Origin of the sequence: Massilia jejuensis (genome assembly GCF_042656795.1) — a bacterium.
GTDB lineage: Bacteria > Pseudomonadota > Gammaproteobacteria > Burkholderiales > Burkholderiaceae_D > Telluria > Telluria jejuensis.
The window spans coordinates 12,418-25,421 of record NZ_JBHSMS010000057.1 but is presented as its reverse complement, the minus strand read 5'-3'; the positions used below and the strand labels follow the sequence as shown (position 1 = coordinate 25,421).

General features: G+C 64.8%; 14 protein-coding genes. 10 read left to right on the top strand and 4 right to left on the bottom strand.

The window, feature by feature from the left end; genetic code table 11:
• Window positions 1–28: 28 nt before the first annotated feature.
• The 4 genes from ACFPOU_RS17315 to kynU form a co-directional block, all read right to left on the bottom strand.
• A complete protein-coding gene (locus ACFPOU_RS17315) occupies window positions 29–1,159 on the bottom strand; it encodes an acyltransferase family protein (RefSeq protein ID WP_379723947.1) in 1,131 nt (376 codons plus the stop codon).
• A gap of 73 nt (window positions 1,160–1,232) precedes the next feature.
• On the bottom strand, window positions 1,233–1,778 hold the full coding sequence (locus ACFPOU_RS17310) for an RBBP9/YdeN family alpha/beta hydrolase (RefSeq protein ID WP_379723944.1): 546 nt from the start codon (window positions 1,776–1,778) through the stop codon (window positions 1,233–1,235).
• A 52-nt stretch (window positions 1,779–1,830) separates the two neighbouring features.
• Complete coding sequence (gene kynA, locus ACFPOU_RS17305; protein ID WP_379723941.1) at window positions 1,831–2,673, bottom strand: tryptophan 2,3-dioxygenase; 843 nt, start codon at window positions 2,671–2,673, stop codon at window positions 1,831–1,833.
• Between the two features lie 17 nt (window positions 2,674–2,690).
• Complete coding sequence (gene kynU, locus ACFPOU_RS17300; RefSeq protein ID WP_379723938.1) at window positions 2,691–3,950, bottom strand: kynureninase; 1,260 nt, start codon at window positions 3,948–3,950, stop codon at window positions 2,691–2,693.
• 615 nt (window positions 3,951–4,565) lie between these two features.
• Here kynU and flhD point away from each other — a divergent pair.
• The 10 genes from flhD to ACFPOU_RS17250 all read left to right on the top strand — a co-directional run bounded on the left by flhD (window position 4,566) and on the right by ACFPOU_RS17250 (window position 13,001).
• The gene (gene flhD, locus ACFPOU_RS17295) at window positions 4,566–4,883 is read left to right on the top strand and encodes a flagellar transcriptional regulator FlhD (RefSeq protein ID WP_379723935.1); all 318 of its coding nucleotides are present in this window, start codon (window positions 4,566–4,568) and stop codon (window positions 4,881–4,883) included.
• 100 nt (window positions 4,884–4,983) lie between these two features.
• Window positions 4,984–5,568 (top strand): flagellar transcriptional regulator FlhC, encoded by a 585-nt coding sequence (gene flhC / locus ACFPOU_RS17290; RefSeq protein WP_379723932.1) that lies wholly within the window; start codon window positions 4,984–4,986, stop codon window positions 5,566–5,568.
• Window positions 5,569–5,604: 36 nt separating this feature from the next.
• On the top strand, window positions 5,605–6,366 hold the full coding sequence (locus ACFPOU_RS17285; protein ID WP_379723929.1) for a class I SAM-dependent methyltransferase: 762 nt from the start codon (window positions 5,605–5,607) through the stop codon (window positions 6,364–6,366).
• A 155-nt stretch (window positions 6,367–6,521) separates the two neighbouring features.
• Complete coding sequence (motA, locus tag ACFPOU_RS17280; RefSeq protein WP_379723926.1) at window positions 6,522–7,382, top strand: flagellar motor stator protein MotA; 861 nt, start codon at window positions 6,522–6,524, stop codon at window positions 7,380–7,382.
• Between the two features lie 48 nt (window positions 7,383–7,430).
• Window positions 7,431–8,360, top strand: a complete 930-nt coding sequence (gene motB, locus ACFPOU_RS17275; protein ID WP_379723923.1) for a flagellar motor protein MotB — start codon at window positions 7,431–7,433, stop codon at window positions 8,358–8,360.
• 43 nt (window positions 8,361–8,403) lie between these two features.
• Entirely contained in the window at window positions 8,404–8,952 is a 549-nt protein-coding gene (locus ACFPOU_RS17270; RefSeq protein ID WP_379723920.1) for a chemotaxis protein, read from the top strand.
• Window positions 8,953–8,996: 44 nt separating this feature from the next.
• Complete coding sequence (locus ACFPOU_RS17265; RefSeq protein ID WP_379723917.1) at window positions 8,997–9,362, top strand: response regulator; 366 nt, start codon at window positions 8,997–8,999, stop codon at window positions 9,360–9,362.
• 47 nt (window positions 9,363–9,409) lie between these two features.
• Window positions 9,410–11,539, top strand: coding sequence for a chemotaxis protein CheA (gene cheA / locus ACFPOU_RS17260; RefSeq protein ID WP_379723914.1), 2,130 nt, complete (start codon window positions 9,410–9,412; stop codon window positions 11,537–11,539).
• Between the two features lie 21 nt (window positions 11,540–11,560).
• Window positions 11,561–12,055 carry a chemotaxis protein CheW gene (locus ACFPOU_RS17255; protein WP_379723911.1) on the top strand — a complete coding sequence of 165 codons (495 nt, stop codon included), beginning with the start codon at window positions 11,561–11,563 and terminating at the stop codon, window positions 12,053–12,055.
• 76 nt (window positions 12,056–12,131) lie between these two features.
• Window positions 12,132–13,001 carry a CheR family methyltransferase gene (locus tag ACFPOU_RS17250; protein WP_379723909.1) on the top strand — a complete coding sequence of 290 codons (870 nt, stop codon included), beginning with the start codon at window positions 12,132–12,134 and terminating at the stop codon, window positions 12,999–13,001.
• Window positions 13,002–13,004 lie beyond the last annotated feature (3 nt).

Below are 13,004 nucleotides of genomic sequence, written 5' to 3'. Positions count from 1 at the left end.
CGCACGTTGGCCCTCCGGGTCCGCGCGCTCACCGCATGGATTTCGCGGCGCCGCCCGCCTGCTGCGCGAACGGCAGGCGCGCCGCCGCCCACGTGAACAAGCGCGCACACCACCCCTTGCGATGCTCGGTCAGTTCTCCGATCAGCAAGGTCGCCGAGACGATCACCGCCGCCAGCGACAGCACGTCGGCCAGGTCGGTGCGCCGGTGCGGGTAGACGATCAGCCACACCTGCATCACCAGCGCGTGCGCAAGGTAGAGCGTGAAGGTATACGCGGCAAGCCAGCGCACCGGGCGCTCGATGCGCAGCAACAGGCCCAAGCCCGCGCTCCTGGCGCACAGGAAGTTCATCACGACCAGCATGCACACGACATAATCGGCCAGGAAGCGGTCCGCGCTTTTCAGGGGCAGGCCCGGGAAGGGCCAGCCGGCGTGGGCCAGGGCACGCAGCGCCGCATCGAGCTCGCTCGCCTTGAACGCCGCCAGCAGCAGCAGGGACAGGACCCATCCGGCAAGCGCCTGCGTGCGCCCGAGCGTGTGCGTTTTTTGCCAGTGGTAGGCGGCGACGCCGGCCAGCCAGACCGGCAGCAACAGCCACAGCTTGGGGCCGACGAACAGCAGCATCGCGCCGACGGCCAGCAGCCGGCGCCGGCCGCGCAGGTAAAAGGCCGCGCCGAACAGCGCGTAGTACCAGACCTCGTAGCCGAGCGACCAGTAGGGCGCGAGCAGCGGCGGCGTCTCGGACAGGGTCCAGAGCTCGCCCATGAAGAGCAGGTGCAGCGGCAGGTACAGCCAGGGTTTGCCCAGCTGGTAAAACTGCTGCGGCGTCGCCAGCTTGGCCAGCACGAGCAGGGCGGCGGCGCCGAAGGCGAGCAGCGCCACGGGCAGGGCGACCGAATAAATGCGCGTGCAGCGTGCCACGCAATAGCCGCGCAGGCCCGTCGGCTTGCGCTCGGCGGTATAGGCGATCACGAAACCGGACAGCACGAAGAACACCACGACCGATTCACGCCCCAGGCCCAGCCACCAGTAGCCGGAACCGGCCGCGATGGCGCCGTAGGGCCGGAAATGGCTGACCACGACCAGGACCGCCGCCAGGAAGCGGCAGCAGTCGAGGTAGAGCGAGAACGGACGCGGAAGGGGAGGCGCGGGATCTGCCATGGCGGTGCCTGGTTATGCAGCCGCCATCATAAACGCATAATCAAATGCAAAGTATAAATATGGCCGCGCGTGGCTATGTGCGCACCTGTTCGAGAAATTCGAGCAAGAGGCGTTCGCCCTCGGGCCAGTGGCCGTAGCCGGCATCGGCGTTCAGGTGGCCGGCAGGGCCGATCTCGACATGGCGGCTGCCCCAGGCTTCGGCGAAGGCCAGGGCGCGCTCGCGTGTGACGAACGGGTCGTTCGTGCTGGCGACCACCACACTGGGAAAGGGCAGGCGCGCCATCGGCACCGGGGCGAAGCCGTTGGCGTCGATCGGGTAGGACGGAGCGTCGACGTCGCTGGGCGCGACCAGGAAGGCGCCCGCCGCGCGCAGCGGCGAGCCGCAGGCGGCCCAGTGGGCGGCCAGCATGCAGCCCAGGCTGTGGGCGACGAGCACGGGCGCGCCGGCGCAGGCGCCGACGGCGGCGTCGAGCTCGGCCACCCATTCGTCGCGCACCGGATTGTTCCAGTCGCGATGTTCGACCCGGCGCCACTGCCGATGGCGTGCCTCCCAGTGCGACTGCCAATGCTGCGGCCCCGAATTCCACAAGCCCGAAAGAATCAGTACGTCGCCATCCATGCGCCCTCCTTGTCGATGCAGGCCATTCTACCCGGGGCGGTCGACGGCGCGCTTACAGCGCCGTGCGCAGCGCGAACAGTTCCGGGAACAGCACCACGTCGAGCATCTTGCGCAGGTAGCTCACGCCGGCGGTGCCGCCGGTGCCGGTCTTGAAGCCGATGATGCGCTCGACCGTGGTCACGTGGCGGAAGCGCCAGAAGCGGAAGGCGGTCTCGAGGTCGACCAGCTTTTCGGCCAGCTCGTACAGGCCCCAGTGCCGGTCGGGATCCTGGTAGACGGCGAGCCAGGCCGCCTGCACCGAGTCGTCCCGGACGGTGGGCTCGCCGGGCGGGCGGGCCAGGCGCTCCGGCGCGATGACATGGCCGCTGCGCGCCAGCAGGTGCACCGCTTCGTCGTAGATCGAGGGCGCCGCCAGGGCCGCGCTCAGCGCCGCGTGGGCCGGCGGATTCTTTTCGTGCACCGCCAGCAGGGCCGCGTTCTTGTTCCCGAGGATGAATTCGAGCTCGCGGTACTGGTGCGACTGGAAGCCCGAGGACGCGCCCAGGTAGGGCCGGATCGCCGTGTATTCGGAGGGCGTCATGGTCGCCAGCACGTCCCAGGCATGTACCAGCTGGTCCATGATGCGGGCCACGCGCGCCAGCATCTTGAAGGCCGGGTCGAGTGCGCCGGCGCGCAGGTGGAGGCGCACGGCGTGCAGTTCGTGCAGCATCAGCTTGATCCAGAGTTCGCTGGTCTGGTGCTGGATGATGAACAGCATCTCGTTGTGGTTCGGCGAGCGCGGGTGCTGCGCCGACAGGAGCTGGTCCAGGCCCAGGTAGTCGCCATAGCTCATCGACTCCCGGAAATCCATTGTCGCGCCGTGCCAGTCGGGCGCCTTCTTGTCGGTGTCGTCCATGTGCGCCTCGTGCTCGTTCACGTCACTGCGCCGCGTTCGGCGGCCACGTCGTAGTCTTCCCGGTCGAGGATATCCTTCAGGACCGCCACCGCGTCCCAGACATCGACGAAACGGGTGTAGAGCGGCGTGAAGCCAAAGCGCATGATCTCGGGTTCGCGGTAGTCGCCGATCACCCCGCGCGCGATCAGGGCGGCCATCACGGCGTAGCCATGGGGATGGGTGAAACCGACCTGGCTGCCGCGCCGGGCGTGCTCGCGCGGCGTGACCAGGCCCAGCGGGTGACCGGCGCAGGTCGCCTCCACCAGGTCGATGAAGAGGTCGGTCAAGGCGAGCGACTTGGCGCGGACGGCGTCCATGCTCGTTTCTTCGAATATTTCGAGGCCGCATTCGACCAGGGCCAGCGAGACCACCGGCTGGGTGCCGCACAGGGCGCGGCCGATGCCGTCGGCGGGAGCGAAGCCGTGCGCCATCGCGAAGGGCCTGGCATGGCTCCACCAGCCGGTGAGGGGGTGGGCGAAGCGCGCCTGATGGCGCTGCGGTACCCAGATGAAGGCCGGCGAGCCGGGACCCCCGTTCAGGTATTTATAGGTGCAGCCCACGGCGAAGTCGGCTTGCGCGGCGTTCAGGTCGAGCGGCACGGCGCCCGCCGAGTGGGCCAGGTCCCACACGATCAGTGCACCGGATCGGTGCGCATGGCGGGTGAGGGCCGCCATGTCGTGCTGGTAGCCGGTCCGGTAGTTCACATGGGTCAGCATGACGACGGCGCACTCCTGGTCGATGGCGGCGGGCAGTTCCTCGACGCTGTCCACCAGGCGCACGCGGTAGCCACGCCCGAGCCACTCGGCCAGGCCTTCGGCCATGTAGATATCGGTCGGGAAGTTGCTGCGCTCGGTGACGAGCACGCGCCGGCCGGACTGCGGCCCCTCGGCCTGGATGCGCACGGCGGCGGCCAGCGCCTTGAACAGGTTGAGCGAGGTGGTGTCGGTGACGGCCACTTCGGACGGCTGCGCGCCGAGCAGCGGCGCCAGGCGCTGGCCGAGGCGCTTGGGCAGATCGAACCACCCGGCCGTGTTCCAGCTCCTGATCAGGTCCTGGCCCCACTCCCGGGCCACCACCTCTTGGGCGCGCGCCAGCGCCGCGCGCGGACGGGCGCCCAGGGAATTGCCGTCCAGGTAGATGACGCCGGCGGGCAGGTCGAAGCGCTCGCGCAGCGGCGCCAGTGGATCGTCGGCGTCGCGCAGGACGCAGTCGGCGCGGGTAATCGAAGGTTCGCTCATGGTAGATGGGTGAGGAGTCAGGGAGCGGGGCTCGGGGCGCCGCCGGCGTGGGCCGGAGTGTAGCAAGAAAGCCGCCCGGCGGCACCGTCGCGATGACGGATCGTTATCTTTCGCGGGGCCGGGTCAGCGCTGCGGCCATGTTCCGGATTTTTGAAAATTTTTTTACCTCGCACCCTAAAGTTCCAGCTGAGGCCGCCGTAAAAGAGTCAGAAGCGCTGGAGCGTGACCGAAAATAATCGAAAAATAATTTGAAATCGCCCTAAAGTTCTTCGAAGTGCTGCCGTTAAAGGTGTATCAGGCAAGAAACGGACGGTAAAAAAGTCCGATTCCACCCTCAAGTTCTGAAAATTGTTGACGTAAACCAACAAATGAAGAATTTGGCTGCCGTTCATTCGGTTCGTACAGTGCACTTTGTAAGACCGCTTCAGTCCCTCGTTTCATAGGGGCGCATCCTCTTCCAGCCTGGGTTTGTCAGACAAACTCCTACGGGCGCATCCGTGTTTACCGGACCCAAAATACAGGGTCTGTCCGATTTCCCAAATGTTTCTCCACGGTCAGAATCTATCTCACTGGCAACACACATTAGCGCCAGGTTCAACGGGATGGAGAAGAAAAATGACTGTAAACGACATGATGGCTGAAATCCGGGACGCCAACCTGAGCTACCTGATGCTGGCCCAGCAAATGATCCGCGCCGACAAGGTCACTGCCATTTTCCGTCTCGGCATCTCGGCCGACATCGCCGACCTGATCGAAGGCATGAGCAATGCCCAGATCCTGAAGCTTGCCGGGGGTAACATGATGCTGGCCCGCTTCCGCTTCGACGACACCGCCATCCTGTCGATGCTGACCAGCCACACCAAGGACCGCGCGCTCGCACAGTCGCATGCCGCCATCCTGATGGCCGGCCAGCCTGCCGAAGAGATTGCTTAAATCCCGTCAGCGAAAATATTTCTGCTGAGACACATTGTAATATCCCGCTGAGCTCTAGCCGATGGTGTAGGATAGCCGGGAGAAAAGCCGGAGCCGTGGGATGAGTAAAAAAAGCGTCGTATCGGAAGCGCAGGAAATCCAGCTCGCCATCGAGCTGATTACATTGGGCGCCCGCCTGCAGCTGCTGGAAAGCGAGGTCTCGCTCTCGCGCGAGCGCCTCATCAAGCTGTACAAGGAACTCAAGGGCATGTCGCCTCCCAAGGGGATGCTGCCGTTTTCGACGGACTGGTTCCTGACCTGGCAACCGAACATCCACTCCTCGCTGTTCATCAATATTCATAATTTCCTGGTCGAACATGCCGGCGCCACCGGTGTGCAGGCGGTGATGAAGGCCTATAAGCTCTATCTCGAACAGATGCCAGCCGTGCCGGGCGAAGAGCCCTTGCTGTCGCTGACGCGCGCCTGGACCCTCGTACGCTTCTTCCAGAGCAATATGCTGGCGCTCGCGCCCTGCGGCAAGTGCAAGGGCAAGTTCGTCGTCAATACCTTCGACCTGAACAGCGACTACCTGTGCGGCCTGTGCCACATGCCTTCGCGCGCCGGCAAGACGCGCAAGGCAAAGGACGCGGCCGCGCTTGACGCCGCGCAAGCGGCCGCCCGCCAGGATGCCCAGGGCCAGCCCTGAGCCGCCGCCTGGCCGTTTCGCCGTGACGCTGCGCCCGTGACGCTTCGCCTCCTGCGCGCACCGGCGGTACGCGCGCTGCTCTGCCAGTGCGCCGCCTTTCCCCTGACCTTGCTTGCCGTCTACCTGCTGGCGCGTGCCGGCGCCCAGCCGTCCTATCTCGCGGCCGCCATCCTGCAAGGCGTATTCGCCGCCGCGCTGACCTGGCGCTGGCGCCTGGCCTGGTGGTGGGTCGCGATCTGCCTGCTGTTCCCGCCGGCGCTGTACGGGACGGGCAAGCTGGCGCTGCCGCCCTGGCTGTTCCTGGCCGTGTTCCTCTTCATGCTGGCGCTCTACTGGTCGACCTTCCGCACCCAGGTGCCGTATTACCCGTCCGGCAAGGCGGCCTGGGCGGCGGTGGCCGCGCAGCTGCCGCAGGGGAGCGGCGTGTCCGTGATCGACATCGGCAGCGGCCTCGGCGGCCTGGTCATGGAGCTGGCGCGGCGGCGTCCGGATGCGCAAGTGACGGGCATCGAGCTGGCGCCCTTGCCCTGGCTGGCCAGCCATCTGCGCGCAAGGCTCAGCGGCAGCCGCGCCCGTTTTATCCGCGGCGACTACGAGTCGCTCGACTTTGGCCGCTACGACGCCATCTTCGCCTACCTGTCGCCGGCGGCGATGACGGCGCTGTGGCGCAAGGCGCGGCGCGAGATGCGTGCGGGCAGCATATTGATGAGTTATGAATTCGCCATTCCGGAAGCGCCCCCGAACGCATCGCTGTTTCTGCACGATACGGGTCGAACTCTCTATATCTGGCACTTTTAGACCACAGATCCGGCCTTTTTACTTGCCCACAGGCCATTCTCCAGCTATTGTTCGAGCTGGAGTAGTTCCCTGCGTAAATATTTTTTCTGAGATACATTGTCTCGGAATCCTGGACCTTCGGGCATTCTGCCTGGCCGCCTTCTGGAGCAAGTGTCTTGTTAGTCATTATTGGTTACGTCATCGTCTGCGCCTCGGTGTTCGGCGGCTTCATCCTGGCCGGCGGGCACGCGGCCATTTTGTTCCAGCCGATCGAACTGCTGATGATCGGCGGCGCGGCCGTCGGCGCATTCTTTGTCGGTAACAACAACAAGTCGATCAAGGCGACCATGAAGGCGCTGCCCGGCCTGTTCAAGGGCTCGCCGTACACGCGCGAGATGTACATGGAGCTGATGTCGCTGCTGTTCGACGTCCTGTCCAAGGTGCGCAAGGAAGGCCTGATGTCGATCGAGGGCGATATCGAATCGCCGGAAGCCAGTCCGCTGTTTTCGAAATACCCGCTGGTACTGGCCGACCACCACATCATCGAATTCATGGCCGATTACCTGCGCCTGATGGTCTCCGGTAACATGGACGCCTTCCAGATCGAGAATCTGATGGACAACGAGATCGAGACCCACCACCACGAGGGGGCGGTGCCGGCCCATGTCATCGCCAAGCTCGGCGACGGCCTGCCGGCCTTCGGCATCGTCGCCGCCGTCATGGGCGTGGTGCACACGATGGAGTCGGTCGGCATTCCGCCGGCCGAACTCGGCATCCTGATCGCGAAAGCGCTGGTCGGCACCTTCCTCGGCATTCTGCTGGCGTATGGCTTCGTCGCGCCGCTGTCGAGCCTGGCGGAGCAAAAGCTGGACGAGTCGAGCAAGATGTTCCAGTGCGTGAAAGTCACCCTGCTGGCCAGCCTGAACGGCTACGCGCCGGCGCTGGCGGTGGAATTCGGCCGCAAGGTACTGTACTCGACCGAGCGCCCGACCTTCGCCGAGCTCGAAGAGCATATCAAGAAGTCGAAGAGCAAATAAGCGTGTCCTCTTCCATTTCCCCTGACCCGAACACCCGACGGAATCGCCATGGCTGACGAGGGAATGCGCCCGATCATCGTCAAGCGGATCAAGAAGACCGCTGGCGGGCATCACGGCGGCGCCTGGAAGATCGCCTACGCCGACTTCGTGACGGCGATGATGGCGTTCTTCCTGCTGATGTGGCTGCTCGGCTCGACCTCCAAGGGCGACCTCGACGGCATCTCGGAATTCTTCAAGAATCCCCTCAAGGTGGCGATGGAAGGCGGCTCCGGTTCCGGCGACAGCTCCTCGGTCATCAAGGGCGGCGGCACCGACCTCACGCGCCGCAATGGCCAGGTGAAGAAGGGCGACATCGAACCCGACAAGAAGACCTACGACCTGAACGCGGCCAAGGCCGCACTCGAAAAGGCCGAGGGCGAGCGCCTGAAAAGCCTGAAGGCGAAGATCGAATCGGTCATCGAAGCCAATCCGACGCTGAAGAAATACCAGAACCAGCTGCTGCTCGACATCACCAGCGAAGGCTTGCGCATCCAGATCGTGGACGAGCAGAACCGCCCGATGTTCGCGCTGGCGAAAGCGACGCTGCAGCCCTACACCAGCGATATCCTGCACGTGCTCGGCATGGTCCTCAACGACGTGCCGAACCGCATCGGCCTGTCCGGGCACACCGATTCGACCCCGTATTCCAGCGACGCCGGCTACAGCAACTGGGAGCTCTCGGCCGACCGCGCCAACGCCTCGCGCCGCGCGATGGTGGTCGGCGGCCTGGCCGACGAGAAGATCCTGCGCGTGGTAGGCCTGGCCGCGGCCGCGCCGCTCGACCGCGCCGATCCCTTCAATCCGATCAACCGCCGCATCAGCATCATCGTGATGAACAAGCGCACCGAAGAGGCCGTCATGCGCGACGCCGCCACGCTCGACGTGCCGGCCGAGGACGGCAAGGCGGCGGCGCAGGCCGTCGTCGCCGCGACCAGATAAGCGCCAAGGCATGCGCCCGCACGCTCCGGGCCAGGAGGACAGAATGACAAGAAAAAAAATTTTAGGTTCGCATGTAAAACGCCTGCTGTCGGGCGTGTCGGCGCACGGCCGACGCCACCTGAATGAAGTCGAAACCGACTTGCTGCAGACCGAACTGCTGCTCGAGGAAGCAGTCGACAAGCTCACCGGCAGCTTCATCGCCATCCATAGCGCGGTCGGCGCACGCCAGGAAGCGATCGACCGCCTGCTCGCCGGCGGCATGCCCACGCCCGAGGAAACGGCGAAGCTGGCGGCGATGTCGGGCGAAATCGGCACCCACGTCAACACGGCGATCACCAGCATGCAGTTCCAGGACATGACGAGCCAGTTGATCGAGCGTACCCTGAAGCGCGTGACCGGCTTGCGCGAATTCCTCGGCACGCTCGACCAGCACGGCGCCGATATCCAGGCCGACACGGGCAGCGACGAAATCGTCGAGCGTTTGGGCAAGGTCAGCATGGCGCTGGCGATCCAGTCGCTCGAGCTGCGCAGCGTGCTGCGCAAATCGGTCGAACAACGGCACCTCGAAAGCGGCGACATCGAATTGTTCTGACAATTCGTCCGCCCTCACACATCAAGAAAACAGCAGGAGCAAACATGGCTAAAACAATTCTCGCGGTCGACGATTCCAGCTCGCTGCGCCAGATGGTGGCGTTCAGCCTGAAGGCCGCCGGCTACCAGGTGATCGAAGCGGTCGACGGCCAGGATGGCCTCGACAAGGCGAAGAACCAGGTCGTCGACCTGGTGCTGACCGACCAGAACATGCCGCGCATGGACGGCCTGTCGCTGATCAAGCATCTGCGCGGCTTGCCCGAGTACCAGAAGGTGCCGATCCTGATGCTGACCACCGAATCCTCGGACGAAATGAAAGCGAAGGGCCGCGCGGCCGGTGCGAACGGCTGGCTGGTCAAGCCCTTCGATCCGCAGCGCCTGATCGAAGTGGTCAAGAAAGTGATCGGCTAGGGCATGGCGCAGCGCCGCATGCACGCGTCTCTTCGCAGGATTTCCCCATGACGATCGACATCAGCCAGTTTTACCAGGTCTTTTTCGACGAAGCCGAGGAACTGCTCGCCGAAATGGAACGGCTGCTGCTGGGCGTCGACGTGGCCGCCCCGGATAGCGAAGACCTGAACGCGATCTTCCGCACCGCCCATTCCGTCAAGGGGGGCGCCTCGACCTTCGGCATCACCGACATGAGCGAGGTGACCCACGTGCTCGAGTCGCTGCTGGACCGCATCCGCAAGGGCGAGATGGCATTGACGAGCCAGCACGTGGACGCCTTCCTGGCCGCCAAGGATACGCTCAAGATGCAGCTCGACGGCCACCGCAACGGCGCCCACGTCGATCAGGACACGGTCGCCAACGTGCGCATGATGCTGCACGACCTGTCCGAAGGCCTGGTGCCGGCCGCCTCGCCGCCTGCGCCATCCTTCCTGCACGCCGAACCGAAAGCGCAGACCGGCGAGGGCGCGCACCGCTACAAGATCGAACTGCCTTCGGTCGAGCAGCGCGACGTGAACGCCCTGGTCGACGAGCTCGGCCTGATGGGCCGCGTCTCGGTCACGCCCCTGGAGGGCGGACGCAGCGCGCTCGTCGTCACCACCCACGAGCGCCTGGACGATATCGTCGCCATCTGCTCCTTCGTGCTCGATCCGGACGACCTGAAGATTTTCGAAGCGCCGCCGCTCACGCCCGAGCAAGCCGCGATCGAGGCGCTGGAACGCGCCCGCATCGAGCACGAGCAGGGCTATGGCTTCTTCGACCCGGCCGAGGCCGTACCGGCCGCCCAGGCCGACCTGTCGGACGACGAACGCGGCTACGGCTTCTTCCAGCCGATCGAGCAGATCCGCGCCCTGGCCGGCGTCGATGCGCCTGCCGCGCAAGCCGCGGCCGGCGCCGACATCGCCGAGCCGGTCGAAAAAAAGGTCGGCAAGAAAGACGAAAAGGGCGCCGAATCGTCCTCGATCCGGGTCTCGGTCGAAAAGGTCGATCAGTTGATCAACCTGATCGGCGAGCTGGTCATCACGCAGGCGATGATCGAACAGCGCTCCAGCGGGCTCGACCCGATGCTGCATGAGCGCCTGCTGTCGTCGGTATCGCAGCTGACCAGGAATACCCACGAATTGCAGGAAGCGGTGATGTCGATCCGCATGATGCCGATGGACTTCGTGTTCTCGCGCTTCCCGCGCATGGTGCGCGATCTCGCCGGAAAACTCGGCAAGAAGGTCGACTTCATCACCCACGGCGCCGCGACCGAGCTCGACAAGGGCCTGATCGAGCGCATCGTCGACCCGCTGACGCACCTGGTACGCAACAGCATCGACCACGGCATCGAATTGCCGGCCGCGCGCATGGCCGCCGGCAAATCGGAAGCGGGACGCCTGTTCCTGTCGGCCGGCCACCAGGGCGGCAATATCGTCATCGAAGTGGCCGACGATGGCGCCGGCCTGAACCGGGAACGCATTCTGGCCAAGGCGGCGCAGAACGGCCTGGCCGTGTCGGCGTCGATGAGCGACAGCGAAGTCTGGCAACTGATCTTCGCGCCGGGCTTTTCGACGGCCGACGTCGTCACCGATGTCTCGGGCCGCGGCGTGGGCATGGATGTTGTCAAACGTAACATCACTTCGATGGGTGGCTCGGTCGATATCCGCTCCGCCCGTGGTTTCGGCACCACGATTTCGATCTCTTTACCGCTGACACTCGCCATTTTGGACGGGATGACTATACGTTGCGGTCAGGAAATCTATATCCTTCCATTAGGCTACGTGGTCGAGTCGCTGCAGCCGCGCCGCGAGGACGTGCGCGAGATCGCCGGCCGCGGCCAGGTGCTGAAGGTGCGGGGCGAGTACCTGCCCCTGATCGCATTGCACGGCGTGTTCGGCATCGATGCGCGCGCCAGGGACCCGGCCGACGGCATCGCCGTCATCCTGGAATCCGAAGGCAAGCGCGCCGCGCTCCTGATCGACGACCTGGTCGGCCAGCAGCACGTGGTGGTGAAGAACCTGGAAGCGAACTACCGCAAGGTGGCCGGCATTTCCGGGGCCACCATCCTCGGCGACGGCGGCGTTTCCCTGATCCTCGACGTGGCGGCGCTGGTGCGCTCGTCACGCCAGATGGCCGACGAGGCGCTGGCTTCTTAACCCAATCAACAAGGAATGACTATGTCCCTCACCCACATCACGGCCCAGAACATCGAAGGCGCCGGCAGCGAATACCTGGCCTTCACGCTCGGCTCGGAAGAGTACGGGATCGACATCCTGAAGGTGCAGGAGATCCGCGGCTACGAAGCCGTCACCCGCATCGCCAACGCCCCGGAATTCATCAAGGGCGTGATCAACCTGCGCGGCATCATCATTCCCGTGGTCGACATGCGCATCAAGTTCAATCTCGGCACGCCGACCTACGACCAGTTCACGGTCGTGATCATCCTGAACATCGCCGGCCGCGTCATGGGCATGGTCGTCGACAGCGTCTCGGACGTGACCACGCTCACGCCGGACCAGGTCAAGCCCGCGCCGGACATGGGCAGCGCCTTCTCCAGCGACTACCTGATCGGCCTGGGCACGGTCGACGAGCGCATGCTGATCCTGGTCGATATCGACCGCTTGATGTCGTCCGCGGAAATGGGCCTCATCGACGACAAGCTGGCTGCTTGAAACGCACCTGCACGTACGGCACGGGGCAACGCAATCGCCGGTCTTGTTGACCGGCAGAACAGACAGGTAAGGCAAAGTGCCGTTACACACCTCCGACACAGTCAAGGAATTTGACTTCACGCGCGCCGACTTCGAGCGCGTGCGCGCGCTGATCTACAGCCGCGCCGGCATCTCGCTGGCCGACAGCAAGCAGGAAATGGTCTACAGCCGCCTGGCGCGGCGCCTGCGCGCGACCGGCATCCACTCCTTCGGCAAATACCTGGACGACCTGGAAGCAGGGCGCCTGGGCGAGGAATTCGAGTCCTTCACGAACGCGCTGACGACCAACCTGACCTCGTTCTTCCGAGAAGCGCACCACTTCCCGCTGCTGGCCGACCATGCGCAATTGCTGCGCGGGCGCGACAACAGCGCGCCCTTGACCATCTGGTGCTCGGCCAGTTCCACCGGCGAAGAGCCGTATTCGATCGCGATGACGCTGTGCGAAGCCTTCAATACGCTCACGCCGAAGGTGGAGATCATCGCCACCGACATCGACACCAGCGTGCTGGCCACGGCCAGCGAAGGCATGTACGGGCTCGACCGGGTGGACAAGATCTCGCCCGAACGCCTGAAGCGCTTCTTCTTGCGCGGCAAGGGCCGCCACGAAGGCATGGTGCGGGTGCGTCCGGAACTGCGCCAGCTGGTCACCTTCCGCCAGTTGAACCTGCTGTCGGACAGCTGGCCGCTCGGCACGCAAAACGGCGGCCAGTTCGATGCGATCTTTTGCCGCAACGTGATGATCTACTTTGACAAGGACACCCAGCGCAAGATCCTGGCGCGCTTCGTGCCGCTGATGAAGCCGCATGCACTGCTGTTCGCCGGCCACTCCGAGAACTTCCTCTACGTTTCCGACTCGCTGCGCCTGCGCGGCAAGACCGTCTACGAACTCAACGACCGTCGCGCCTGAGCG

What these genes read in the sequence shown, in the direction of transcription:
- ACFPOU_RS17315 (WP_379723947.1), bottom strand. Translation starts at nt 1,159, where the DNA reads ATGGCAGATCCCGCGCCTCCCCTTCCGCGTCCGTTCTCGCTCTACCTC.
- ACFPOU_RS17310 (WP_379723944.1), bottom strand. Translation starts at nt 1,778, where the DNA reads ATGGATGGCGACGTACTGATTCTTTCGGGCTTGTGGAATTCGGGGCCG.
- kynA (WP_379723941.1), bottom strand. Translation starts at nt 2,673, where the DNA reads ATGGACGACACCGACAAGAAGGCGCCCGACTGGCACGGCGCGACAATG.
- kynU (WP_379723938.1), bottom strand. Translation starts at nt 3,950, where the DNA reads ATGAGCGAACCTTCGATTACCCGCGCCGACTGCGTCCTGCGCGACGCC.
- flhD (WP_379723935.1), top strand. Translation starts at nt 4,566, where the DNA reads ATGACTGTAAACGACATGATGGCTGAAATCCGGGACGCCAACCTGAGC.
- flhC (WP_379723932.1), top strand. Translation starts at nt 4,984, where the DNA reads ATGAGTAAAAAAAGCGTCGTATCGGAAGCGCAGGAAATCCAGCTCGCC.
- motB (WP_379723923.1), top strand. Translation starts at nt 7,431, where the DNA reads ATGGCTGACGAGGGAATGCGCCCGATCATCGTCAAGCGGATCAAGAAG.
- ACFPOU_RS17270 (WP_379723920.1), top strand. Translation starts at nt 8,404, where the DNA reads ATGACAAGAAAAAAAATTTTAGGTTCGCATGTAAAACGCCTGCTGTCG.
- ACFPOU_RS17265 (WP_379723917.1), top strand. Translation starts at nt 8,997, where the DNA reads ATGGCTAAAACAATTCTCGCGGTCGACGATTCCAGCTCGCTGCGCCAG.
- cheA (WP_379723914.1), top strand. Translation starts at nt 9,410, where the DNA reads ATGACGATCGACATCAGCCAGTTTTACCAGGTCTTTTTCGACGAAGCC.
- ACFPOU_RS17255 (WP_379723911.1), top strand. Translation starts at nt 11,561, where the DNA reads ATGTCCCTCACCCACATCACGGCCCAGAACATCGAAGGCGCCGGCAGC.